We start from the raw sequence: 26,342 nt of genomic DNA, 5'->3' as shown, positions 1-26,342 counted from the left end.
TAAGCTCACACAAGGAATATTATGACTCGTTACGAACAAATTAAAATAGAACTGCTTTCTTCTCCTAAAACTTGGTTAGTGACAGGTGTTGCTGGTTTTATTGGCTCAAACCTTTTAGAGCATTTATTAAAGTTAAATCAAAAAGTAGTTGGGCTCGATAATTTTGCAACAGGCCATCAGCATAACCTTGATGAAGTGCAAGGGTTAGTAACTGCAGAGCAGTGGCAAGGCTTCAAGTTTATTGAAGGTGATATTCGTAATTATCAAGATTGCGAAACAGCATTAGCTAATAATGGTGAAGGTGTTGACTATGTATTGCACCAAGCCGCGTTAGGCTCAGTACCGCGTTCAATTGCCGATCCTATTACAACGAATGCAGCAAACATCACTGGCTTTTTAAATATGTTACAAGCAGCTAAAGAGGCTAAAGTAAAAAGCTTTACTTATGCTGCAAGCAGCTCTACGTATGGTGACCATCCAGCATTACCAAAAGTTGAAGAAAATATTGGTAATCCGCTTTCGCCTTATGCAGTAACTAAATATGTGAATGAGTTATATGCGGGTGTTTATGCAAAAACATATGGCTTTAAAACTATCGGCTTACGTTACTTTAATGTTTTTGGTCAACGCCAAGATCCTAACGGAGCATACGCAGCGGTAATCCCTAAGTGGACTGCCGATATGATTAAGGGCGAAGACGTATTTATAAATGGTGATGGTGAAACTAGCCGTGATTTTTGTTTTATCGAAAATACAGTACAAATGAATATACTTGCTGCAACAGCATCAGATGAAGCAAAAGATAATGTATATAACGTAGCTGTAGGTGATCGTACAACACTTAACGATTTATACAAATCAATACAGTCTGCACTTAAAGAATGCGATATATATATAACGAAAGAGCCAATATACCGTGATTTCAGAGCGGGTGATGTCCGTCATTCGCAAGCAGATGTAAGTAAAGCCGTTAATAACCTAGGTTACGCACCAGAATACAAAATATTAAAAGGTATTAGCAAAGCAATGCCATGGTATGTAATGTTTATTAATGAGTAATCTATTTTATTCTTTGGGGGGAGCTATTGCCTATGTTCTTGGGCAATGGCTGATTCTTATAAGTATAACCCAGTTTTTAGGCCTTGATCTAGCCGGTATATATGCGATTGCACTGGGCATAGTTGTTCCAGTAAATATGGTTTTTAATTTTGGTATCAGACAAATAGCGGTGACCCATGAAAATGACAATATAAAGGGGTTGATAAACTATATATTATTATCTCAATTTATTGGAATGTTACTTGCTATTACATTTTGTTTTTTTTATGACTCAGAGCTCCTAATTTTGGTCTCAGTTTTATACATGCTGAAAATAGTCGAAAGTGTTTATGAATATAAATATGGGCTTAGACAAAGAGATCATGAACACCTTATAATTGCTAAATCAAGACTGTTTAGATCTTTGTTCGGAGCATTAACCTTTTTTTGTGCTCTATATATATCCAGAGAATTAAACATATCAGTGTTGTTACTGTTTTTTGTAAATCTTTCATTTTTATTTTTTTACGATAGATTTAACAATTTTTTCAAAATGACATTGCCATTCAATTTGGCTTACAGTATTTTTTTTAAAATTGGTTTTCCATTAGCTATTACTGCCGGTCTTTTATCCTTTAAATCAGTTTTACCTCGTTTTTTAATCGAGACTGAATTTAATTATACTGAGGTTGGGTTATTTGTTTCTTTTTTATATCTATTAAATGCAGGTAATGTAGTCGTTCAATCTTTAGCACAAGTGTACGTTCCTATTATCTCTAGTAACTTTAACAATAAGAAAATGAGCATTGTGAAAAAAACTTTTTTTAAAGGTTTGAGTATAGTTCTTATTTTTTCAGTAATAGCTGCCATAGTAATTATATTAATAGGGGAGGCTGTAGCTACGTTATTGTTTTCATCTGAAATGAAAATTTCGAAAGTTGAATTGTACGCTTATTCACTTATTGCTTTTTTTACATATCTTTCCTCGTATTTGGGGTATTGCTGTAGTGCAATTAGAGACTTTAAATTTCAGCCATATATGTTTCTCTTTTTACTGATTTTAACCTATTTTATAGGCGCTTATGCACTGTCTGCTAATGGTCTTTTTGGTTTTCTGATGACTATTTCCTTAATCTTTTTTATACAATTTGTAGTTAGCTACTATCGGTTCTTTATCAAACTTCGTGTGAGTGGTGATAAGTGTTAGTTTTACAATTTTTGATTATATTAGTTTCAGCTGCAAGCCTGATTCATTCATTTTTGAGTTTATTAAATCGAAAAGTTAATTCAGCAATTATCTTTTCTCCTGTTTTTTTTATTTTATATTCTCTTCATACATACCTTGATGTTATTTATGGAATGCCGAACTATGAAACAAAGTTTTATAATTTAAAATTAGCCTATGAAAATTTAGAAACTAATTTTATTTATATGCTAGTTGTTTTTTTGCTAAATACCATATTGTTATTTTCTCAGGTCAAACTGCGAAAATATAATTTAAACGATAGTGATTTATTTAACAAACCAAGTAAATTGATCAGACTTACACTTTATTTTTTAATATTAGTTCCTTTTTTACTGCTGTTTCTATCCCCAGTTCCTAGTGTGTATTTTAATTATGGTGAAATTAGAGGTTATTTAGGTACACCAGTGTATGTTTTCCACAATCTGATCATAAACTTTACTTTGCTATCAGCTTTAATTATAACTTATTTAAGGTTTATAGAAGGCAGGGAAATCACTAGCGTCAAGTCTACGTTGTTGTTAATAGCTCTTGTTTTAGACGTTTATTTAAATAACAAAAGAACTGTGATGTTTATATTTTTAGCATACTTTTTAATGGATTATTATTATGCTAAAGCTAGTAGCATTCTTAATAAAATAAAATTGTTTTGTGGAGTCGTTATTTTTTTATCATCATATATGTTTTACGCTAATAACATAAAATATGATGATGGGAGAGTGATAGATGAATATTTACAATATAGGATTGAGTTTGGTCGAGATGATATATTAAAATATTCCATTTATAAAACAATAGTATTGGGCGACGACATATTAGATTATCCAGGTCAAACATTTTTGGGTTCAATAGCTATTTATGTTCCAAGAAGTATATTTGAAAAAAAACCTTATCCTTATGCGCAGTACCTTACGAACTCTCTTGTTTGGAATGATAAAGGTCCAGCGCTGAATGGTTGGTCATTAACAACATCTATAGTCGACGAATTTGTATCTAATTTCAAACTATGGGGTATTCCCATGTTGATTTTTTTCTACATTTCAGCACTTTTTTTTGCAAATAAATTTTTAATTAATTTAAAGTCGCTACTATTGCTTTGTGTATTTATCCTATGGCATTTTGTACATGTAGTACCATTTGCCCCTTTGTTATATTTTTTTATGCTATTGGCATTTCGTGATTTTTTACGATTATTTAAATTTAGGTGAGTATGAAAGTTATACATATTATAAGTAAGCTAGATCCTGGCGGCATTGAAAGATGGTTGATAGATATTTCGCACGAAGATACTGAAAACGAGCATGTAATAATTGCCTGCTCAGGTGAGAAAGGTAAATGGTATTCTAAATTTAACGGAGATGTAATTACCGATATTACGCTTAAATCTGGTGTTATTAAGTTTCAGAAAAAATTAAATGAGTTTATAGAATATAATAATGTCTCTATAGTCCACTCACACTTATATCGTTTTTCAGCTTTTGTACGCCTTGCTTTATTGTTCTCAAAAGTTAAATTTATTGCGCATTCTCATAATGACAAAAGATTTATCAAAGGCCACTATGATTTAAGAAAACGAACGAAAGATAATTTTTACTCACTCTTTTCTAAATGTGTTTTTAGAGTTTTTAAAACTAATAAAGTAGCCGCTAGCGTTGATGCAGCCCAAGACCTTTTTGGTTCAAGCAATACGAATAAAGTTAAAATTATTCATTGTGGTATAGACTTAAATAAGTTTAATTATCAACTAGAAAGTAGTGATGTTGGAAATGCAAGCTTTAAAACCTTTATAACTATTGGATCTTTGACTGAGCAAAAAAATCATCTTTTTTTATTAGATCTATTTTCTAATGTCAATGCTCATTTAATCATTGTTGGTGAAGGAAAGCTTAGAATAAAAATTGAAGAGCAAATAAAAGAACTTAATTTGTCTAACCGAGTTACTCTGTTAGGAAATCGTGATGATATTCCTTATTTATTAAAAAGCTCTGATGGGTTCATATTTCCATCTATTTTCGAAGGTTTAGGCTTAGCCTTTATAGAAGCGCAAGCTGCTGGTCTTAACTGCATTATATCAGATAAAATACCTAGAGAAGCTGATATAGTACATGAAAATATATTGAGATTACCTTTAGATAATATAAAAGTTTGGATAGAGGCTTTAGGTAGCTCTGAGGGGAAGTTAGGTAAGGTGGAATCTTATAACCGTTGTAGTGAAAGTACTTTTAATATTGAACGTTCATCAAAGTTACTTTCTGATTTCTATATTTCAATTATGAAAGCATAGTAGGGATAGTATAATGACCGGTAGAAAGCTTTTTTATTATCTGACACCATTAATAAAGATCCTAGTTTATTTTTTTCGTTTATTACCCAAGTTTATTCGATATTTCATTTGGAATATATCAAATGTATTTGAAGGAAAACTATCTGTTTTAATAAGGTATGTAGTATTAGCTTCTCTTGCAAAAAAGGTGGGTAAAAATATTTATGTGGGCAAAAACGTTACAATAAAAAATTTTGAATCATTGATTCTGGGAAGTAACATTAGTATTCATGCCAATTGTTATATTGATGCCTCCGGTGGCGTTAACATCGGTGACAATGTATCTATAGCTCACAACTCATCTATTATCTCTTTTGAACATACTTGGGAAAACTTGGAGGTCCCAATTAAATATAATCCAACTATATTAAAAGAAGTTGTAATATTTAAAGATGTTTGGATTGGTTGTGGTGTTAGAGTACTTGCCGGAGTTAAAATTAACACCCGTACGATAGTTGCGGCCGGAAGCGTTGTAAAGGGACTGCTTGATGAAAAATCTATATATGCAGGTGTTCCTGCTAAAAAGATAAGGAATATATAGTGAAAACAGCCTTTATTCATGATCATACATTTAAGAAATATGGTGGACGATTTTTTAGTGATGGGAAATTAACCGATAGGACGTGGAAACGCTATCTTAATGTTTCAAATGAATTAGTTGTCATTGCTAGAGAAAAAGAAGTCTTTTGCCCCCAAGATATTGAAAACTTAAATGAAACGACTCTTAGTGAAGTGAAATTTAACTGTATACCGAATATCACACTAATCGATAGAATTTTTAATTATAAAATTAAAGGCTATATAGAGAGTATAATCAAAGATGTTGACTTTGTAGTATGTCGCTTACCAAGCTTTTTGGGCAGTATTGCTTTTGATATAGCTATTAAACATAAAAAGAAGGTCTTAGTTGAAGTTGTAGGTTGTCCTTACGATGCAATGCGAAATCACGGTTCAATAAAGGGTTATTTGATCGCCCCTTTTGAAGCTTATAAACTAAGAGCTACTTTATCAAAATCAAGCAACGCTATTTATGTTACGAAAAAATTTCTTCAATACAGGTATCCATGCCAAGGCTCTAGTATATCCGCTTCTAATGTTGAGTTATATCCTGTAGACAGTTTTGTAGAGATAAAAGATCACGTTAAAGTTATTAAGTTTATAGGCTCTCTTAATTGTAAATATAAGGGCCTACAGGACTTGATATCTGCTTTAGCGCTAATAAGTTCATCTCATAAAGGTATAGAATTACATATTTTGGGTGGGGGCAATCAAGAACTATATAAGCAGCAGGCTTTAGAGCTTGGTTTAGGCAAGCAAATTTCATTCCATGAGTCGATAAAGGGAGGAGTCCCGATATTAAATTGGCTTAAAGAATGTGATATTTATGTACAACCAAGTCATACAGAAGGATTGCCAAGATCTTTAATAGAAGCGATGTCTTTAGGTCTGCCATGTGTTGCTACTAACGTAGGGGGTATACCGGAGCTAATCGATGATTCTTTTTTGTGTAAACCGAAGTCCCCTATAGAACTAGCTGATAGAATTAAAAAATTATTAGATTCTTACGAGTTGAGAATAGAGCAAAGTGAGATAAATAAAAATAGGGCTAAAGAGTATGCGTTTGACACTTTACAAAGAAAACGCTTTGATTTTATAAGTGAAATTGTTGAAAAATGAAATTAATAATAATCGGTACTCTTTCTTCTTCATTATATAATTTTAGAGGGCAATTACTTCAATGCTTTAATGATATAGGCACCTCGGTTAAAGCATTAGCATCAGGAGCAACAGCTACCGATATTAACGCTGTTGAAGCATTAGGTGCGAATTATATTGATTACCCTGTTAGTCGAAGTGGTTTAAATCCAAGAGAGGACTTTAAGACCTTTAAGGCTTTAAAAAAGATTTTTAAAGCGCAACAACCAGATGTGATTTTAGCTTATACAATTAAGCCAATTATTTGGGGAGCCTTTGCTGCGCGCTGTTTGCCAAATTGCCGTTTTTATGCGCTAGTAACCGGCTTAGGATTTGCTTTTCAAAGAGGCAATTGGAAAAAGAACCTTTTGATGAAGTTAGTTGTTATTTTATATAAAACAGCTCTAAAGAAAGCGGATAAAGTCATTTTTCAAAACCCCGACAACAAACAGGTTTTTATTGATTTAGGCATAGTGCCTGAACATAAAACGGCTGTTGTAAATGGCTCTGGCGTTGATGTTAAGTACTTTGAGGTAAAACCTCTGCCTTTAACACCTAAATTTTTACTTATTGCTCGGTTATTGGGTGATAAAGGGATACGTGAGTATGTTAAAGCTGCGAATATAATTAAACAACATTACCCACAAGCAGTATTTCAGCTAGTTGGCCCTGAAGATCCCTCACCAGATGGTATTTCACTAGAAGAGCTAACAAAGTTAAACCAAAATAATTCAGTTGATTATTTAGGTGAAACGAGTGATGTTCGTCCTTTTATTGATGACTGTAGTATTTTTGTGTTGCCTTCGTATCATGAAGGTTTACCTCGTACAGTTTTAGAGGCAATGGCAACAGGGAGACCTATTTTAACTACAGATGTACCAGGTTGTCGTGAAACCGTTATTAATGGCGAAAATGGTTGGTTAGTCGAAAAAGCAAATGTAGAGCAACTGGTTGATAGAATGATATGGTTTATCGAAAACCCTTTAGAGTGGCAACGAATGGCTGAGGCTAGCAGAACTATGGTTGAAAATAAGTTTGATGTTCATAAAGTAAATGCCGAATTAATGGATATTATGGGGCTGAGTAAATGAAACGACTCTTTGACTTTTTAGTTGCTCTTTTTACATTACTTATTTTATTACCTGTAATAATTGTGGTTGCTGTACTCATTCGTTTTAAATTAGGTTCGCCTATTTTATTTACTCAAAATCGCCCTGGTTTGAATGGCAATGTATTTAAAATGATGAAGTTTAGAAGCATGCTTGATGGTAAAGATAAGCATGGCAATTTGCTGCCTGATGATGAGCGTATGACTAAGTTTGGTGCTTTTTTACGCTCTACCAGTTTAGACGAACTCCCAGGCTTGTTTAATGTATTAAAAGGCGATATGAGTTTAGTAGGTCCTAGGCCTTTATTAGTGCAGTATTTACCGTTATATAGTAGCGAGCAAGCACGCCGACATAATGTGCGCCCAGGTATAACTGGTTGGGCTCAAGTTAATGGGCGCAACGCCATTAGTTGGGAGCAAAAGTTTAAACTAGACGTTTGGTATGTTAATAACCAAAGCTTTTTACTCGATATTAAAATTTTATTACTTACCGTAAAAAAAGTATTTGTACGCGAAGGCATAAGCGCTGACGGGCATGTGACTATTGAGCCATTTAAAGGTTCTAATAATGACTAAAGAGTTAGCGATAGTTGGCGCCAGTGGCCATGGTAAAGTAATTGCCGATATTGCCGAACAGCTTGGTTTTATTGTTAACTTTTATGATGATGCCTACCCAAGTAAAACACATATTGAACACTGGCCTATACATGGTACTTGTGCCGATTTAATAGCGTTAAACAATACAAGCACAGCCTCTAGTGACGTTGTTGTTGCTATTGGCAATAACGATATTCGCCAGCAAAAAATACAGTTGTTACAACAAAATAATTTTAATTTAATAACATTAATTCACCCCACAGCTGTTATAAGCCAATACGCTACAATAGCGCAGGGAAGTGTCGTTTTTGCTGGTGCTATTATTAATGCGTTTGCCAATATAGGCATTGGCTGCATAGTTAACACCTCAACTATTATTGAGCATGACTGTGCTATTGGTGACTTTACTCATATTTGCCCTAATACTGCTTTGGCGGGCGGGGTTATTATTGGTAGTAAAAGTTGGGTTGGCATTGGTAGCCAAATTAAACAATTAATAGTAATTGGTGACAATTGTATGATTGGTGCGGGTAGTACTGTTATAAAAAATATACCGGATAACGTTACTGCATTTGGCTCTCCTGCAGTACCGCAATGAATAAGACCTCATTTCTATATAAATTAATAGGAACATCATGTTAAATACCCCATTTTCTCCTTGGCCTAGTTTTACTCAGCAAGAGGCCGATGCCGTTAGTCGTGTAATTTTATCGAATAAAGTTAATTATTGGACTGGCACTGAAGGCCGTGAATTTGAAAAAGAGTTTGCTACTTGGGCTGATAGTGAATATGCCATAGCGCTTGGTAATGGCACTTTAGCACTTGATTTAGCACTTAAAGCCTTAGATGTAGGCGCTGACGATGAAGTAATAACTACGCCTCGTACATTTTTAGCATCTGCGTCAAGCATTGTTACTGCGGGTGCAGCACCGGTATTTGCTGATGTTGATTTAAATAGCCAAGCAATTACAGCCGCTAGTATTAAAGCAGTACTTACACCGAAAACAAAAGCGGTTATTGTTGTACATTTAGCAGGTATGCCTGCTGAAATGGACGATATAATGTTATTGAGTAAAGAGCATGGCTTTTATGTAATTGAAGACTGTGCCCAAGCGCATGGTGCTAAATATAAAGGTAAGTCTGTTGGCAGTATTGGGCATGTTGGTGCATGGAGTTTTTGCCAAGATAAAGTAATGACAACTGGCGGCGAGGGCGGCATGGTAACCACTAACTCAAAAGAGTTATGGTCAACTATGTGGAGCTATAAAGATCACGGTAAAAGCTTTGATGCTATTTATAACCGTGAGCACCCACCAGGATTTAGATGGCTGCATGAAAGCTTTGGTACTAATTGGCGCATGACAGAGATGCAAGCTGTGCTTGGTCGCATACAATTAACACGTATGAGTGATTGGACAGCAAAACGCCAAGCATACGGTGCTCAGCTAGACGAAGCCGCAAGTGGTTTTAGTAGTATTCGCTTAGTGTCAGTGCCAGGGCACAGCGAGCACGCAGAATATAAACATTATATGTTTGTTAAGCCTGAGCAATTGGCAAAAAATTGGAACCGTGACCGTATTGTTAATGCGATTGTAGAGCGCGGTGTACCGTGTTTTCAGGGCAGTTGTTCTGAAGTTTATCTTGAAAAAGCATTTGACAACACACCATGGCGCCCAGAAAAACGTTTACCTAATGCCGTAGAACTAGGTGAAACTTCCATCATGTTTTTAGTACACCCAACGCTTACTGAAGCGGAAATAGCCAAAACAACCCAAGTAATCAAAGAAGTCTTTAGTCTCGCAACAAAATAGATTTTCATATAATTAGTTAAATAAAAAGCCTACTAACAAGTAAAGAGGTCGCTACGCTTTATAAATTAAAGCGGTTTAGCGGCCTTTCATTTACTCTTGTTTGCTGCTTTTTATGTTGTATATTATTTTGGCTAATAGCTGAAGATTACTCGCCATAACTATTATTTTTGAAACCTAGCACCTTAATTATAAAAGGAACTGTCAGTGGATAGCTTTATACGCTCTATTTTAAATGCATCTCGCGCTAAAAAACGCCTTATTACTTTGTTTATCGATACGTTATTTATTGTAATCGCTTTTTGGTTAGCCCTTATTGTAAGGCTTGATAGCTTTGAACCACTGCAGCGTTTAGATAATTGGCTTTTATTAGCGGTGTTGATACCTGTAAGCTTATATACATTTATAAGTTTAGGTTTGTATCGTGCAGTACTTAGGTACATGAACTCTCAAGCCATATGGGCAATAGTATTAGGTACCGTTATAACTACAGTTAGTTTGGTTTTAATTGCCTTTTTGATAGGTATAGATATACCCCGTACTATGCCGTTTATATTTGCTTGGCTATGTTTATTAACCGTAGGTGGTGCCCGTGTATTGGTACGTGCGATTATTGGTAAAATGACTACGAGTAAAAAAGAGTCTGTGATTATTTATGGAGCGGGCTCAGCAGGGCGACAACTAGCCACTGCTTTAGGTGCTGGCCCTGAGTATTTTGTTAGTGCATTTATTGACGATGATGCTACTAAACATGGCTCAATAATTCAGGGTATACCTGTTGTATGCTTTAAAGGTATTTACGAATTAATTAATAAACGTAAAGTTAGCAAAGTTTTATTAGCACTACCTAGTGCAACACGTGCCCGCCGTAAAGAAATACTAGCTCAATTAGAGCCATTAACAATTAAGGTACTTTCAATCCCTGGAATGGCTGATGTTGTAGAGGGTAAAGCTAAGCTTGCTGAAATAACAGAAGTGGGTGTAGAAGACTTACTAGGTCGTGACCCCGTAGCCCCTAAAATGGATTTAATGACGGCTAATATTACTAAAAAAGTGGTTATGGTAACAGGTGCAGGGGGCTCTATTGGCTCAGAGCTCTGTAGGCAAATAGTTAAACAAAAACCCACTAAATTAATTTTATTTGAACAAAGTGAGTTTGCTTTATATTCAATAGAAAAAGAGCTTAACGAGTATATTTGTAATAATGCTTTAGAATTAGAGTTAATTCCTATAATGGGTTCTGTTCAGCGCATTAACCGTCTTGAAACTGTAATGAAAACCTTTGGCGTGCATACAGTTTATCATGCAGCGGCTTATAAGCATGTACCGTTAGTTGAGCATAACGTTGTTGAAGGTGTACGTAATAATGTGTTTGGTACTTATTACTGTGCTAAAGCTGCAGTTAATGCTGGCGTTGAAAATTTTGTACTTATATCTACCGACAAAGCCGTTCGTCCTACTAATGTAATGGGGGCGACTAAACGTATGGCCGAATTAGTACTGCAGGGCTTAACGCAAGAGCAAGGTGTTAAGCACAAAACACGTTTTTGTATGGTGCGCTTTGGTAATGTACTTGGTTCTAGTGGCTCTGTTGTGCCGCTATTTCGCAGGCAAATAAAAGAGGGCGGCCCAATAACGCTTACACACCCTGATATAACACGCTTTTTTATGACGATTCCAGAAGCTGCTCAATTAGTAATACAAGCAGGCGCTATGGGTAAAGGCGGCGATGTGTTTGTACTTGATATGGGCGAACCAGTTAAAATTAAAGATCTTGCGACTAAAATGGTACGACTTTCTGGTTTTGAAGTTAAAAGCGACACTAATCCACATGGTGATATCGAGATTAAGTGTACGGGCTTGCGCCCAGGTGAAAAGCTTTATGAAGAACTGTTAATTGGTAATAACGTGGGTGAAACAACACACGAGCGCATAATGACAGCCAGTGAAGTAATGCTACCTTTAGCTGAGCTTAATGTGTTTATAGAAGCGTTAGATATTGCGTGTCATAACTTTGATCATGAAACAATTCGTCAATTGTTACTAGATGCACCCACTGGTTTTAATCCAACTGATGGTATATGTGATTTGGTGTGGAATGCAAAAAAGGATCTAACCAAGGGAAACAAGCAGAATGTTGTAAATATTAATTAAGTTATTATTTTACACACTAAGTTGAGTGACATTGTATTTTAAAGTAACAAATAACGGTCAGGCTGAGTAAGGTTGTTGATAATAATTTATTCAATATTCTGACAAATTAAAGCTATGTATTTAGTTTTTATATTTAATGAAATTTAAAGCGTGAGTTTAACTCGCGCTTTTTGCTTTTTGAAATAAAGCTATGTTTTTAAGATAATAGAGCTAACAAATATTAATTATATGTGCACTGCGCATTTAACATTTTAAAAGGAATAATTATGCCACGTAAATACTTTGGTACCGATGGAGTAAGAGGTAAGGTGGGTACTTTTCCTATCACGCCTGATTTTGCAATGAAATTAGGCTGGGCCGCGGGTACTGTTTTAGCCTCTAGTGGTACAAAAGAGATTCTAATAGGTAAAGATACACGTAACAGTGGTTATATGTTTGAGTCAGCCATAGAAGCAGGCCTTTCAGCTGCAGGTGTTAATGTAGCATTTGTTGGCCCAATGCCAACGCCTGCTGTTGCTTATTTAGCATCAACCTTTAGAGCGGATGCCGGTGTTGTTATTAGTGCATCGCATAATCCATATTACGATAATGGTATTAAGTTTTTTAATAATTCTGGTACGAAGTTAAACGATGAGCAAGAGCTTGAAATTGAAGCTTTACTTGAGCAAGCATTAAATAACAACGCAATGCAGTGTGTAAGCTCAGAGCGCTTGGGTAAAGCAAGACGCATAAACGATGCTGCTGGACGATACATTGAATTTTGCAAAGGCATATTTGCTAAAGATTTAACACTTGAAGGTTTAAAAATTGTTGTTGATAGTGCAAATGGGGCTGCATATCACATAGCGCCTAATGTTTATGCAGAACTAGGTGCTGACGTTATTAGCATTAACGATAAACCAAATGGTTTAAATATAAATGAGCAATGTGGTGCTACACATCTAGATAGCCTTCAAGCAGCTGTACTTGAACATAAAGCAGACTTAGGTATTGCGCTTGATGGTGATGCTGACAGATTAATGCTTGTTGATGATAGTGGCGCTGTGATTGACGGTGACCAAATACTTTATATTTTAACTAAAGCAGCAAAGCTGCAAGGCAAAATGCAGGGTGGTGTTGTTGGTACACTAATGTCTAACCTCGGGTTAGAGCTAGCGCTTAAGGAAATGGATATACCATTCAAGCGCGCTAAAGTAGGTGATCGCTATGTTGTTGAGCAGCTTAAAAATACTGGCTGGAAACTTGGTGGTGAAGGTTCAGGCCATATTCTACATTTAGATTATGCAACCACAGGTGATGGCATTGTAGCCTCTTTATTGGTGTTAACAGCGCTTATTCAGCAAAAGCAATCATTAAAGAACTACGTAGCAGGTATGCAAAAATTACCTCAGGTGCTTCTTAATGTGCGTTTAACAAAAAATAATGCGAATGAAATTCTAAATACTGATTCGGTAAAACAAGCAGTAGCAGAAGCAGAAATAGTATTGGCAGATACAGGTCGTGTTTTACTTCGTAAATCAGGCACTGAGCCATTGATCCGTGTCATGGTCGAGTCAACTGATTCTGTAGCATCACAAGAGCAAGCCGAGCATATAGCTAGTTCAATAAAAGCGTTATTGTAGAAGTATGTTTTTTGTCGGTGATGCATCACATTAGCGCGAAGTAAATTCGCATCGATAGGGTGTGTATATTGTAGGTGAGGTTTTATATCTCGCTTTTGGTAACGTTAGGTTGGCTGAGCGCGAAGTAAATTCGCACCTACAAGGTGCATATATTGTAGGTGAGGTTTTACACCTCGCTTTTGGTAACGTTAGGTTAGATGAGCGCGAAGTAAATTCGCATCGATAGGGTGTGTATTGTAGGTGAGTTTTTATAACTCGCTTTTTGTAGAGTTAAGTTAGATGAGCGCGAAGTAAATTCGCACCTACAGGGTACATATATTGTAGGTGAGGTTTTATACCTCGCTTTTGGTGAAGTTAGGTTGGCTGAGCGCGAAGTAAATTCGCACCTACAAGGTGCATATATTGTAGGTGAGGTTTTATACCTCGCTTTGGTAAAGTTAAATTGGAAGAGCGCGAAGTAAATTCGCATCGATAGGGTGTGTGTATTGTAGGTGAGGTTTTATACCTCGCTTTTGGTGAAGTTAAATTAGATGAGCGCGAAGTAAATGCGCACCTACAAGGTGCATATATTGTAGGTGAGGTTTTATACTTCGCTTTTGGTAACGTTAGGTTAGATGAGCGCGAAGTGAATTCGCATCGATAGGGTGTGTGTATTGTAGGTGAGGTTTTATACCTCGCTTTTTATTTTATATAAATACAATCCCAGTAAGGGTATGAAGCAATTTTATCGACAATTTTAGCCCGCAAAGGATTAGCAATAATATATCTAGTATTGTTCAGTAAATCATTTTCATTTCTAATCATGTGATCATAGTAGTTGCGTTGCCATAATTTATACATACCTAAATCGTCACGGGTTACTTTAGAGCAACGGCCTTTAAATAACTTAATTACATCAGACAGCGCTTTTTTATTTCCTAATTGAATTAGCCAATGTATATGATTTGGCATAATTACAAATGCTATTGTTCTGGCTGCTTCTTGCGTTTCTATCTTTTTCATTTCTGTGATTATTAATCGATTAATATCCATAGAAATAAATATGTTTTCTCTTTTGTGCGCCACTAGTGTGATTGAGTAAAATCGATTTGTTAATGATACTCTGCCTTTTCGCAATAAATCTGAACGATACATTTTACAGGCCTTCAGTACTTTTGTTTAAAGGTAGCAGAGGTTTTTAAAATAAGAGATCGCGAAGTAAAGTTAAGTTAGATGAGCGCGAAGTAAATTCGCACCTACAGGGTACATATATTGTAGGTGAGGTTTTATACCTCGCTTTTGGTGAAGTTAGGTTGGCTGAGCGCGAAGTAAATTCGCATCGATAGGGTGGGCATATATTGTAGGTGAGGTTTTATACCTCGCTTTTGGTGAAGTTAGGTTGGCTGAGCGCGAAGTAAATTCGCACCTACAAGGTGCATATATTGTAGGTGAGGTTTTACACCTCGCTTGTGGTGAAGTTAAGTTAGATAAGCGCGAAATAAATTCGCACCTACAGAGTATATATTGTAGGTGCGGTTTTATACCTCGCTTTTGGTGAAGTTAGGCTGCATGAGCGCGAAGTAAATTCGCACCGATAGGGTGTGTATATTGTAGGTGAGGTTTTAACCTCGCTTTGGTAACGTTAGGTTAGATGAGCGCGAAATAAATTCGCACCTACAGGGTGTTAAAAATTGGCAAATACACCTAATCTAGCAAACGTTTCCCCGTATACATCCTTTCCTTGATACAGCTCAGCTCCCCAACTTTTAGCACCCATTATTGGTTTACTCAACTTGCGTGTATACGCTGTTTGCAGTTCGTAACTTGTTTTATAACCATCACGTTTATTTTCAAGCATGCGAATGGTGGTATTTAAACTTTCTATTTTACTTAATTGCCAATGCCAGTTTGCGCTCATAGATTTAGCCGGTGTGTAGTCGGTGTAGTCGTGTTCATCACCCGCCCAGTGGCCAATTACATTGCCAGAATTACGGTTACCATCTTTATATATACTATTTGCATACCAGCTCTTTTGTAAGTTACTGTGCTCGAAGCGTAAACTGTGGTTGTTAGCAATAAAAGGTAAATAAATACCAAAGCTATATGCATTATTGCGAGAGCCACCTAATGTATCTTCGAGTGCTACCTCACCGTATAGCTCATAAGGAAGTGTATAAATACTATTGTTATACGCAAAAGTAATTGAGCCTAACTGATCTCCAAGCTCAAAATCTGTATTAGCCTCTTCTGCCTCCGAGGTCGTTATATTATCTTTACTGCCAGGGGTAAAAAAGCCTTCTGCAAAGTCTTTTAACTTAACACTACGCGGACCACCACCAAACTGCATTAAGCGGCTTAGGCCTATTGTTAAATTATCGGTTGCTGCAAAACTGGTATGTAAACCAAATAAATAAGGCTTACCGGGTGTAAATTCATTACCGTTTACAGGGTCGTAGTTACCTTTACGGATCCCACGTTGTTCTGTCATTTTACTAATAAACATATCGTAACGAATATTAAAGCTGGTTATTGGCTCTACATTACTAAGCGTTATAGAAGGCGTTGTTTTAGCATGTGTGCTTAATAGCATGGCACTGTCGTTAAAAGGCGAGTACCAATGCTCACGGTAACCTACATCTAACTGCGCGTATTTATTACCAAGGTAAAAAAAACTTTGTGTAGGTAATATTTCGTCTTCGTTGGCTATGCCTGCAACACTTACACCAAAATAACGCCCGAAGTTAGCGTAAGCGCCACCTTCAACAATTAAGTTGGTTTTAGTGGTTTGGCCGCGTTGGTTAGGCAGTGTTTTATCTTTTGTGCCAGCAGCAAGCGTTACTTTTGCAAATGTACCCGCATCACTTTGAATGTAAGGGCTAAGTTGGTACGAAAGTGTTTGATATAGTTCTGGGTAAGTATGCCTTACTGTTTGCAGCACTCTATAAATATCGTGCGCTTTATAAGGCTTACTCATAATATGTGTATTTTTACTTACAGCTAAAAGTCGTTGTACTTGGTGCTCAAGTTCTGGGGCTTGATTTAAAGGTAAATAAGGTGACACGCCACCTTTAGCTACAGCATTTGCACTGATTGCCATCCCGATAAACAGTGATATTTTTTTGAGCATAATTATTCCGTTAGCAAAAATTTGTTTAAGTAAAAACGTTAACGCGAGGTTAGCAATAAACGCCTAAGTAAGGAAGAAAAAAGCGATATATTAGTGGGGATATATAGGAGTAAGCTATCATTCGCAGGGGGTAGATTATGTGTTAAATTCGAGCGCGCTTTTGTATGTAGTGTTTTACTATAAAGCAGGTGGTGAACGCATTTAATAAGTTATACCTACAAAAAATAGATTTATAAGTTATTTATTCACAAAGAGGTTAAGAGGGCGCTGCGCTTTAGTGAAGGCAAAAGTAGGTAGTCTATTAAGTATAAATATTAAAAGCTGCGCTTTTCGCGTGAGCAAGCTTTACGCCTACCGGTAAAATTTGACGCCGTGGTTAAATTTACTTGTAGGCGCGTAGCTTGCTGGCGTGACGAGCAAAGCTCGTAATTTCTGTGCTTTAGCCTCTTCTCATTTACTCCTCTTTTACTTCTCTTTGTGCAATAAGGTTTTAAGTAATTTATTCACAAAGAGGTTAAGAGGGCGCTTCGCTTTAGAGAAGTAAAAATACATAATTACTATTATTTTAATGTCTTCTCATTTACTCCTCTTTTGCTTCTCTTTGTGCAATAAGGTTTTAAGTGATTTATTCACAAAGAGGTTAAGAGGGCGCTGCACTTTAGTGAAGGCAAAGTAGGTAATATAAATGTTTAAAATTGCGTTTTTTTACGTGAGTAAGAGCGGCGCTTACCGGTAAGGTTTTACATCTCATTCCTAAAGTTCTAATAAACAAAAACCCCGATGGTACATAGTACCATCGGGTTTTTTTAATCGTTTTAGTAAACCTAAACTTTAAATTCGTCTACCGACAAGCGAAGCTCTTCGGCAAGTTTTGCTACTTCTGAACTTGAAATATTAGTTTGGTTTGCGCCTTCGGCTGTTTGCTCTGCTATGGCTACAATCGACTCAAGACGTTCGCTAATTTCTTGCGCTACTTGTTGTTGCTCAAGTGCGGCAGTCGAAATTTCTTCACTTACATCGTGAGCTTGCGAAACCGCAAATGTAATTGAATCAAGTGCGCTACTTGCTAGGTCGGTTTGCTCAACACACGATACGGCACGTTGCTTACCTTTACTCATTGCTGTTACTGCGGCTTCAGCGCCTGTTTGTAGAGACTCAATCATTGATTGTATCTCTTGGGTCGACTCTTGAGTTTTACTCGCTAGAGAGCGTACTTCGTCTGCTACAACCGCAAAGCCACGGCCATATTCACCAGCACGTGCAGCTTCAATTGCGGCATTTAGTGCAAGTAGGTTGGTTTGGTCAGCTATGCCGCGTATTACATCTAAAATACTGCCAATTGATGCGCTATCTTGATGTAGTTTATTAATTACTTGTGAGGCGTCGTCTACTTCACGTGCTAACTGTTCAATCGTGGCTTTGTTGTTATTCGAAATACCTTTAACACGCTCAGCTTCTTTATCAGCATTTTTAATTTCGCTAAGTGCTTGTTGAGCGCTGTTGCTAACTGTTTGTGATGTACTGCTCATTTCGGTCGTTGCAGTGGCTGCTTGTTCAACTTGTGCTTGCTGGTTACGAATTGCTTGGCTTGATTCCGCTGTAATTGCAGATGTTTGTTCTGATGCTGCAGCTAGCTGAGTAGAGCGCGAAATAATGCCTTTAATTAGGCTGCGTAAGTTATCAATTAAGGTGTTGCAACTTTTAGATAGCTCGCCAAATTCGTCTTTAGCGCTGTCGTCTAAGCGTTGTGTCATGTCGCCACTGGCAACAATATCTAAAATTCGGTTAACTTCAGCAAGTGGTTTAGTAATGCGGCTAACAGTAATAATAGCAATCGCTACAGCTAAAAGGGTGGCTATAATCATACCAACCCACGTCCATAAGTTTGCTGAGTCTACGTCGCTGCGCACGCCTTGCTGTAATTTAAACGCAACATCACTCGCTTGATTAACTAGCTCGTCAATTTGGTTAAGTGCCATTTTGGTGGCTTGCTCTGACTGTGCAAGCTCTGATTGCGTAAGCGTAATCGAATCAATTAAACGTTTTTTGTTTGCTGCTAAGCTGTTACTGCCCTTTATGTTATTTTCTAAAATATCAACATATTCTTTTAGGCTTGAATATAAGTCGCTATGCGTTTGCTCTATTGCTGGCTTAATTAAATCAACGGTGCGTACTACTTCTTCAAGGTAATAGGTTTGCTCGTTCTTAACAATATCGAGAGTGTTGAGCGTTTTAACAGTTAGCATGTCGGTGCTGTTACTAACTACCGACATAAAGTTGTTTTCTAAATTATTTGCAGCTTGATAAGCGCGAGGGTGGTTTTGTTCAAATCCGTCAATGTCGATAATGTCGAGTACAACAGAGTTAGCATCTTCTGCACTTAGTTCTATGTTTTCTAATTGTGCTTTTAATGCTTTATTTAATGCTAGTTGTTTGCCTTTATCTGCTAATAAATTTTCAACTGAGCTTAAAAAGCTTAAATAAGTTTTTTCTACATTTTGGCTGCTTTGATTAAGCGTTGCATCATTTTTTACTACGCCTTGAAGTTCACGGTGCAGCGTGTTGAATAATTGTTTTTGCTCAAGGACTTGTGCTTTTATTGGCGCAAGCTCATTGGCGGATGTCGTGTAAAAGCTAGCTTGAGCGGCTTTACTCATTAAAATAAATTCGGCTTGTAGTTCTGAGCTTTTATTTAGTGCTGGAAGTGATAGTTGGTTCACTTTTTGAGTGGAGCGGTCAATATTTGCAATTTTTATTAAGGAGTTACCACCAATTATTAATAATAATAGTGTGATAAATATAAAACCACCCCAAATACGTTGGCTTACTGTCAGGTTCATAAGATTTCCACTCAAAAGTACTTCAATTAAGACTTATCGGCGTTTGTACCAATAAGTTAAGTAATTAAAATCAATTACTTTAATTAATTTTAACTATTAATTGATAAATCTAACAGATGTATTGTTTTTTTTCAGTTTATTTAGACGAAAGGTGGGAATTTTCTACAATTACTTTTTTAGTACTCAGCTCCATTAGGCTCATGGTGTTACCCCATACGCAGCCCGTATCTAGGGCGTGAACCCGTGAATTACCTGTTCTACCTTCAAGTGCGGCCCAGTGGCCAAAAATAATATCGTGTTTAGATTTCGCTATATTGGGGTGGTTAAACCAAGGAGTGAGAGTTTCGCTGTCGGTTATTGCACCCTTTGCATTAAGCTCGAGTTTGTTATCACTTGTTAAAAAACGCATGCGGGTAAAGTAATTAACTATGTATCTAAACTTTGCAAAGTCATCAAGGGTATTCGACCACTTTGCGGGATGAGCCTGATACATGTGTTCAAAAAACGCTTTTGCGTTACTTGATTGATAACAGCTTTGTGCAAATTGAGCTTTTTTTAGCGCATCTTCAACAGACCAATCGGGATTTAACCCCGCGTGAGATATAAAGCAATTATGTTTTATAAGCTCTAAAGCCAATGGCTGGGTTTGTAAAAAAGCGATGTAGTTAGCCAATTTAGGGCTTTCAAATATTGGGTTTAATTTATCTTTTGGATTAGTGGGTTTGTTAAGAAAGTAGCAGGCAACCATGTGAAGGTCGTGATTGCCTAAAGTGATGGTCATGCTATTTTGATGTTGATAAATATAGTCTAAGCAGGCTAGGGAGTCAGGCCCGCGAGCAACTATGTCGCCAACTAAATATAGGTGATCTTTACTTGGGTTAAAATCAACCCGTTGTAAAAGGGTGTTAAATTCACTAAAACACCCTTGTAAATCACCTATCGCATAATCTGCCATCTAAGTGCTTAATGCAAAATGTTAGGGCAAGCCAAACGAAACACATTAATAGGCGCCTGAAACTCAGAGCCAAACTCGTTGCGTAACGTGTAATGGCCTTGCATAGTGCCTACAGGTGTATCTAAAATTGCACCGCTGGTGTATTTATAGCTTTCGCCTGGGCCAATATCTGGCATTTCGCCAACAACGCCTTCGCCTTCAACTTCTACTTGTTTGCCATTTGCGTCGGTAATTAACCAATAGCGGCTCAGTAATTTTGCACTGCATAAACTATGGTTTTTAATTGTTACCGAGTAAGCAAATACGTATTTTTCAAGCTCCGGTTGAGATTGACCTTCTACGTAAAATGTTTCTACAGATACCTTTACAGGCGATCCAATGTTACTGCTTGTTGTCATAAATCCAGTTAGCTATATCAATAAATTGTTGTAAAGATAAGCGCTCAGCACGCAGCGTTATATCAATGCCAATGCTAGTAAGCTCTTCTGCAGTTAGTAAATTACCTAAACTGTTACGCAGTGTTTTACGGCGTTGATTAAAGGCTTCTAAACACACGGTGTTTAAAATTTTAACGCTTTTTGCTGTACGTTGCTCTGGCTTTTTAGGTATTAAACGAATAACAGCAGAGTCAACTTTTGGCGCTGGTTTAAAGCACTCAGGTGGTACTTCAACAACCGGCATTGCATTACAGTAGTATTGAGTCATTACGCTTAAGCGGCCAAATGTTTTACTACCTGGGCCTGCTACCATGCGTTTTACTACTTCTTTTTGAAGCATAAAGTGCATGTGCTCAATATGATCTGAAAATTCAAAAAGGTGAAACAATAACGGTGTCGAAATATTGTAAGGTAAGTTACCAAACACTTTTAATTTTTTGTCATCGCGAACCAAGCTTGCAAAGTCAAACGTCATTGCATCGCCTTGGTTAACGGTTAATTTAGGGCCCAAAAATGGGTGTTCAATTAATCGTTGTGCTAAGTCTTTATCTAATTCAACAACCGTTAAATGGCCGCTTAAGTCGGCTACTGGCTCAGTAATTGCGCCAAGGCCGGGGCCAATTTCTACTAAGTTGTCTTCTGGTTTAGGATCAATCGCAGAGACTATTTTATCGATGATAGATTCATCAAATAAAAAGTTTTGCCCAAAACGCTTACGAGCGCGGTGTCCTAAATGTACTTTATCGGTCATTGATTTTGTGCTTTTTCTTGGGCGAGCTTAATTGCTTCGCGGATCGCTAATTCAAAACTGCCAACGTCAGCTGTACCAGTCCCTGCTAAATCGAGTGCAGTACCGTGGTCAACTGAGGTGCGGATAAATGGTAAGCCAAGGGTAATATTCACCGATTTACCAAATCCTTTGTATTTTAGCACAGGTAACCCCTGATCGTGATACATAGCAAGTACTGCATCTGCTTCAGATAGGTATTTATGTTGAAATAAGGTATCGGCCGGTAGTGGGCCAATTAAATTCATCCCTTCGCTTCTAAGTATTTCAAGCGTTGGGGTGATTGTTTCTATTTCTTCACGACCTAAATGGCCATCTTCACCTGCATGTGGGTTTAAGCCACACACTAAAATACGTGGTTTTTCTATCCCAAACTTAGTTTGTAGGTCGTGATTTAAAATACCCGCTACTTTAGTTAAGCGCTCAGGAGTAATGGCACGCGATACATACGCAAGTGGAATATGCGTGGTTACAAGTGCAACACGTAAACCTTCAGTTGCAAGCATCATAACTACATCTGCAGTATTTGATTGCTGCGCAAAATACTCAGTGTGTCCGCTAAATGAAATGCCCGCTTTGTTAATAATGCCTTTGTGAACCGGGCCTGTAACAACTGCATCGAAGGTGCCATCCATGTTTTTTTCGCTTGCTATACGCAAGGTATCTAACACGTATTGTCCGTTACCGTCGTTTAGTACGCCTAGTTCTACATCAACCCCTAAATCAACCTGATGAATATACAAACTGCCAGCAGGTGCTGCGATGGCGGGTGCATTATCATCAAATTTAATTAAGTTTATTGTTAAGCCTAAATGTTTTGCACGCTCTTTTAATAGTTTGCCATCGGCAATCGCTATAAGTTGAACATCCCACGCTTGCTGAGCAAGCGTGAGTAGCAAATCTGGGCCAATACCGGCGGGTTCACCCGGTGTAATAGCAATTCTTAAGGTCATATTTATTGGTCTGCTGTGAAAATTTCAACGTGAGCTTGCTCGCGCATTTCTTGCTGCCAGTTAAAACTTTCTTCCTTAAATTTACGGTTAAACAACATACCGTGAGCACGGTTACGTTTAGCTAGCTCAGTTTTATCAGCTACACGTTTACCAAGTAACTGAACAATATGCCAACCAAACTGTGTTCTAAACGGTTCGCTTATTTCGTCTTGCTTAAGAGAAAGAAGTGTATCTTTAAACGCAGGTACGTAAGTTGTTGGATCAGTCCAATCGTACTCGCCACCTTTAAGTGCAGAGCCTGGATCTTCTGAGTACTCTTTAGCTAACTTTCCAAAGTCGGCCGTTCCTGCGCGTAAGTCTTTTGCAAAGCCAGCAAGCATAGAGCGTGCTTTTTCTTCGCTTAAAATAATCGAAGGTTTAATTAGTATATGGCGTGAACGCACTTCAGTTGTTTCTACAACTTGTAGACCACGAACATCTTGTACTTTAATGATATGAAAACCAGCACCAGAGCGAAGAGGGCCAACAATAGCGCCTTTCTTTTGGCCTTTTACTGCTTCAGCAAAAAGCGATGGCATTTCGTTAATGCCCATGTAACCAAGCTGTCCACCTTCAAGTGCTTTAGAGCCGCTTGATGATGAAATAGCAATACGTTTAAATTCTTGGCCATCGTTTAATAGCTCAATAACTTTATCTGCGCGTGTTTTTGCATCAGCAATTTCGTCAGCGTTCGCATCGTTAGGGATATCTATTAAAATATGACCAATGTCGTACTCTTCAGCACTTTGACCTTGGGTTTCCATAATTTTTAAAAGGTTATCAACTTCTTGCTCGCTAATATAAATACGGCGATCGACACTTGCACGTGTTACTTGCTGCGTTGTAATTTCTTTACGAATTTCTTCACGGTAAGCTTGAAAGCTTTCGCCCGAACCTTCAATAGTACGGCGTAAATCGGCAATTGTACCGCCTTGCTCTTGTGCCATGCTTGCAAGAGTTTGATCAAGTTGGCTGTCTGAGATTTGTAACCCCATACGGTCAGCCATTTGTATCATAAGGGCTTGATTTACTAAACGCTCAACGGCTTGTACACGAAGAGTTTCATCTTTTGGTAATTGCTGGTTTTGTTCTTCGGCTTGCTTTTTAACACGATTAATAATGGTGTCTACTTCGCTTTTTAAAATTACGCCTTGGTTTACAACGCCAATAACTTTATCTATTTCTACTGGTGCGGCCATTGCACTTTGACAAAGGCTGGCACTTAAAACTGCTGATGTTAATAATTTTTTTAAATTCATATTCTTTTTACTACTCTTGCTGATAGTACTCTAGTTACTAAGAAAATACGGTCTACGATAGCCAAAAATACCTTGTTGTAATAATTTTTGTGCATCATAACGGCTTTTACTGCCAAGTCCTTTTAATACAAAATTCAAACTAATACCTGAATCAAAAGTTGCTTGTTCTTGGCCTATTGATTGATTTAAATCTGTTTCAATTTGGCGGTGCCCAGTAATTTGGATAGCCCAACAGCATGATTCATACTGTAATCCGCTCAATACTTCGATACTTCTGTTGTTTTCAAGATCTCGATGATAGCTTGCAATAAATTGCCATTCGTCGCTAATAGGAATACTTGTAAATACACCTGCTTGCTCGATTGTATTTCCTGAGACATCATTTGCATAGCGATGGTTCAATTGTACTAGCTGATTATTATCACCTTTATAATCAAGTGTTACATTTGACTGTACCATTTGCTTGCCATCTGTATCGTATTGAATACCTCCAGCGAGGTACCAACGACGGTGCCAATGTAACATGGTTTGAGCTGCAAATAGTGCATTATAATTAGTGTCTGAGTTCAAGCCTTGCTCTGTTGGCTTGGCGTCATCACTTAAATAAAATATTTGGCCGGCACTAAAATTAAATACTTCTTCTTGTTTTTTATCAAATAGGCGCGTTGTAGCACCTAAAGTAAACTGATTCGCTGCTGCTATGCGGTCAACACCCGAAAAGCGCACATCTCTAAATAAACCATAATAATCGTCTTGTAACTTGGTTGTATCAAACAAGCCAATGTCTGACTGGTCTTTATTAGGTGTATATAAATATTGAATTTGCGGCTCTAGTGTTTGTATAGCATCTTCAAAAAAGTAAGATGCGTCGCGCTCAAAATTAAGCTGAGAATACAAGCGTACTTTAGGAATAGTACGCGATACGGTATCGCTGTATTGCGTGCCTGTTAAGTTTCCGCTTTGCTTATAATTAGTTTGTAACAAGCTCACTTCAGATAAAAATGACCACGCATGCGTTGCGTAGTTGTAGCGGGCTTTTGGCTCTACGTGTACACGAGTTGCGTTGTCTATGGCCACTTCTGATGAATCATTAGTAAAATGGCTAATCTCGCCCGACACACTAAAATCAAAATTATCAAAACGCCAAGGGGCAGTTTGCGTAAAATTAACTTGCGGTATAGCAGTGTATGACTCTAAGTGATCGCCCAGTACTTCAAAATTTTGTACTTTAATATCGGTGCGCCATGTTTCACCCAAATGAGTAAGTGAGCCAGTACGATACAGCTGTGTATCGGTTTTACTTGCATAATTTGAGCTTAAATCGGTGATGTAGTTATCATCGCTTACATTGGTTACATCAACGTTTGCGCGCCAGTTTTCACCCAGATAACTTTGCTGTTGCCAATGAAACATATAGCGTTCATTCAAGTCTGGCTCAGAATCATCACTATCTAAATATTCTATTCCTACTAAGCCTTCATGTTGCTCTGTTAGGTATCTAAATTCGGTTTGTAATTGCAGCCCTTTATTAGACATATAACGAGGCGTAATAGTGGCATCAAAATTAGGTGCAATATTTAAATAGTACGGCGTAATTGTTTCAAGACCGTATTTGTCAGAGCTTGAAATAGTCGGGGTAAGTAAGCCCGATTTACGACGCTCATCCAGCGGGAATGTAAAATAAGGTAAATATAAAACCGGTGTATCGAGAATACGTAATACGGCGTTATATGTTTCGCCCCAGCCTTCTTCGCGTGAAAGGTTTATTTCGTCAGCTTCAATTTCCCATACTGGGGTGTCACTCGGGCAAGTAGTAAAGCTTGCATTCATGAGTAATAGGCCAGACTGATTAACAGTGAGCTTTTCAGCGCCGCCTTTACCTTGTTGTTCGGTTAGGCTGTAGTCGGCGCCTAACAAACTGACTTCTGAATTATTTAAATCGGCATTTAATCCGGTGCTGTTTACTTTACTTACGTAATCTTGATAAGTAATTGGCCCCGTTGCATTTAATAAACCACGCTGTTTGTCTATCAACGCAGTTTGTGCGGACAAACTCATCTTAAGGGTGTTAATATCAACATTGCCGGTAAATTCAGCGCTTTGAGTGCCAAGTAGCTCAACATCATCAGCTTGAATATCAACTTCACCAAGGTTAAGGCCTTCAAGTGGTTGCCAAGCTCTGGTTTGCATTGAAATGCCACAAAGGTTGTGTGCCAGTTCAGTTTCGGCAAGCGATGGTGCGCTAACTACGCTTAGCATCAATATGCCCCAGGTTTTGCTCATTTATCGACCTTAATACTGTGTGTTTAATATAATATACACATAATAAAGGAAAATAATGGCAATTACAGTAATTGACCTAATTAACTTAGTGAAAA

The 26,342-nt window shown here is 37.4% G+C and carries 22 protein-coding genes; 13 read left to right on the top strand and 9 right to left on the bottom strand.

Features of this window, described 5'->3' with window-relative positions; translation table 11 throughout:
• The first annotated feature begins 21 nt into the window (after positions 1 to 21).
• From AAEY62_RS11930 to AAEY62_RS11870, 13 genes are all read left to right on the top strand, one after another.
• Complete coding sequence (locus AAEY62_RS11930) at positions 22 to 1,059, top strand: NAD-dependent epimerase/dehydratase family protein (protein WP_350635007.1); 1,038 nt, start codon at positions 22 to 24, stop codon at positions 1,057 to 1,059.
• Positions 1,052 to 2,245, top strand: a complete 1,194-nt coding sequence (locus tag AAEY62_RS11925; protein WP_350635006.1) for a lipopolysaccharide biosynthesis protein — start codon at positions 1,052 to 1,054, stop codon at positions 2,243 to 2,245. The genes AAEY62_RS11930 and AAEY62_RS11925 overlap by 8 nt, the downstream gene beginning before the upstream one ends.
• Positions 2,239 to 3,489: a hypothetical protein gene (locus AAEY62_RS11920; RefSeq protein WP_350635005.1), complete on the top strand. Its 1,251-nt coding sequence runs from the start codon at positions 2,239 to 2,241 to the stop codon at positions 3,487 to 3,489. Before AAEY62_RS11925 ends, AAEY62_RS11920 begins: the two co-directional genes overlap by 7 nt.
• Before the next feature lie 2 nt (positions 3,490 to 3,491).
• Positions 3,492 to 4,565: a glycosyltransferase gene (locus tag AAEY62_RS11915; protein WP_350635004.1), complete on the top strand. Its 1,074-nt coding sequence runs from the start codon at positions 3,492 to 3,494 to the stop codon at positions 4,563 to 4,565.
• A 13-nt stretch (positions 4,566 to 4,578) separates the two neighbouring features.
• Complete coding sequence (locus AAEY62_RS11910; RefSeq protein ID WP_350635003.1) at positions 4,579 to 5,145, top strand: acyltransferase; 567 nt, start codon at positions 4,579 to 4,581, stop codon at positions 5,143 to 5,145.
• Positions 5,145 to 6,281 (top strand): glycosyltransferase, encoded by a 1,137-nt coding sequence (locus AAEY62_RS11905; protein WP_350635002.1) that lies wholly within the window; start codon positions 5,145 to 5,147, stop codon positions 6,279 to 6,281. Before AAEY62_RS11910 ends, AAEY62_RS11905 begins: the two co-directional genes overlap by 1 nt.
• Complete coding sequence (locus AAEY62_RS11900) at positions 6,278 to 7,390, top strand: glycosyltransferase family 4 protein (RefSeq protein ID WP_350635001.1); 1,113 nt, start codon at positions 6,278 to 6,280, stop codon at positions 7,388 to 7,390. Before AAEY62_RS11905 ends, AAEY62_RS11900 begins: the two co-directional genes overlap by 4 nt.
• A complete protein-coding gene (locus AAEY62_RS11895; RefSeq protein ID WP_350635000.1) occupies positions 7,387 to 7,983 on the top strand; it encodes a sugar transferase in 597 nt (198 codons plus the stop codon). The genes AAEY62_RS11900 and AAEY62_RS11895 overlap by 4 nt, the downstream gene beginning before the upstream one ends.
• Entirely contained in the window at positions 7,976 to 8,602 is a 627-nt protein-coding gene (locus tag AAEY62_RS11890; protein ID WP_350634999.1) for an acetyltransferase, read from the top strand. The genes AAEY62_RS11895 and AAEY62_RS11890 overlap by 8 nt, the downstream gene beginning before the upstream one ends.
• Positions 8,603 to 8,639: 37 nt before the next feature.
• The gene (locus AAEY62_RS11885) at positions 8,640 to 9,815 is read left to right on the top strand and encodes a DegT/DnrJ/EryC1/StrS family aminotransferase (protein ID WP_350634998.1); all 1,176 of its coding nucleotides are present in this window, start codon (positions 8,640 to 8,642) and stop codon (positions 9,813 to 9,815) included.
• A gap of 204 nt (positions 9,816 to 10,019) precedes the next feature.
• Positions 10,020 to 11,966 carry a polysaccharide biosynthesis protein gene (locus tag AAEY62_RS11880; protein ID WP_350634997.1) on the top strand — a complete coding sequence of 649 codons (1,947 nt, stop codon included), beginning with the start codon at positions 10,020 to 10,022 and terminating at the stop codon, positions 11,964 to 11,966.
• Positions 11,967 to 12,232: 266 nt separating this feature from the next.
• On the top strand, positions 12,233 to 13,588 hold the full coding sequence (glmM, locus tag AAEY62_RS11875) for a phosphoglucosamine mutase (RefSeq protein ID WP_350634996.1): 1,356 nt from the start codon (positions 12,233 to 12,235) through the stop codon (positions 13,586 to 13,588).
• 478 nt (positions 13,589 to 14,066) lie between these two features.
• A complete protein-coding gene (locus AAEY62_RS11870; RefSeq protein WP_350634995.1) occupies positions 14,067 to 14,231 on the top strand; it encodes a hypothetical protein in 165 nt (54 codons plus the stop codon).
• A gap of 38 nt (positions 14,232 to 14,269) precedes the next feature.
• Here the strand turns inward: AAEY62_RS11870 and AAEY62_RS11865 are convergent, their stop codons facing one another.
• The 9 genes from AAEY62_RS11865 to lptD all read right to left on the bottom strand — a co-directional run bounded on the left by AAEY62_RS11865 (position 14,270) and on the right by lptD (position 26,247).
• Positions 14,270 to 14,722, bottom strand: a complete 453-nt coding sequence (locus AAEY62_RS11865; protein WP_350634994.1) for an REP-associated tyrosine transposase — start codon at positions 14,720 to 14,722, stop codon at positions 14,270 to 14,272.
• 529 nt (positions 14,723 to 15,251) lie between these two features.
• The gene (locus AAEY62_RS11860) at positions 15,252 to 16,694 is read right to left on the bottom strand and encodes a capsule assembly Wzi family protein (protein ID WP_350634993.1); all 1,443 of its coding nucleotides are present in this window, start codon (positions 16,692 to 16,694) and stop codon (positions 15,252 to 15,254) included.
• Between the two features lie 824 nt (positions 16,695 to 17,518).
• Positions 17,519 to 19,534, bottom strand: a complete 2,016-nt coding sequence (locus AAEY62_RS11855) for a methyl-accepting chemotaxis protein (protein WP_350634992.1) — start codon at positions 19,532 to 19,534, stop codon at positions 17,519 to 17,521.
• Between the two features lie 136 nt (positions 19,535 to 19,670).
• The gene (locus AAEY62_RS11850; protein WP_350602579.1) at positions 19,671 to 20,489 is read right to left on the bottom strand and encodes a symmetrical bis(5'-nucleosyl)-tetraphosphatase; all 819 of its coding nucleotides are present in this window, start codon (positions 20,487 to 20,489) and stop codon (positions 19,671 to 19,673) included.
• Between the two features lie 8 nt (positions 20,490 to 20,497).
• Entirely contained in the window at positions 20,498 to 20,887 is a 390-nt protein-coding gene (gene apaG / locus AAEY62_RS11845) for a Co2+/Mg2+ efflux facilitator ApaG/CorD (protein WP_002960839.1), read from the bottom strand.
• Positions 20,871 to 21,677: a 16S rRNA (adenine(1518)-N(6)/adenine(1519)-N(6))-dimethyltransferase RsmA gene (gene rsmA, locus AAEY62_RS11840; protein WP_002960838.1), complete on the bottom strand. Its 807-nt coding sequence runs from the start codon at positions 21,675 to 21,677 to the stop codon at positions 20,871 to 20,873. The genes apaG and rsmA overlap by 17 nt, the downstream gene beginning before the upstream one ends.
• Positions 21,674 to 22,666 (bottom strand): 4-hydroxythreonine-4-phosphate dehydrogenase PdxA, encoded by a 993-nt coding sequence (gene pdxA, locus AAEY62_RS11835; RefSeq protein ID WP_350634991.1) that lies wholly within the window; start codon positions 22,664 to 22,666, stop codon positions 21,674 to 21,676. The genes rsmA and pdxA overlap by 4 nt, the downstream gene beginning before the upstream one ends.
• Positions 22,667 to 22,668: 2 nt before the next feature.
• Positions 22,669 to 23,964, bottom strand: a complete 1,296-nt coding sequence (gene surA, locus AAEY62_RS11830; protein ID WP_350634990.1) for a peptidylprolyl isomerase SurA — start codon at positions 23,962 to 23,964, stop codon at positions 22,669 to 22,671.
• Between the two features lie 30 nt (positions 23,965 to 23,994).
• The gene (gene lptD, locus AAEY62_RS11825; RefSeq protein ID WP_007585085.1) at positions 23,995 to 26,247 is read right to left on the bottom strand and encodes an LPS assembly protein LptD; all 2,253 of its coding nucleotides are present in this window, start codon (positions 26,245 to 26,247) and stop codon (positions 23,995 to 23,997) included.
• Positions 26,248 to 26,342: the final 95 nt, after the last annotated feature.

The organism is Pseudoalteromonas sp. GW168-MNA-CIBAN-0100 (assembly GCF_040309225.1).
Lineage (GTDB): Bacteria > Pseudomonadota > Gammaproteobacteria > Enterobacterales > Alteromonadaceae > Pseudoalteromonas > Pseudoalteromonas arctica.
This window is presented reverse-complemented; position numbering and strand designations above follow the sequence as displayed.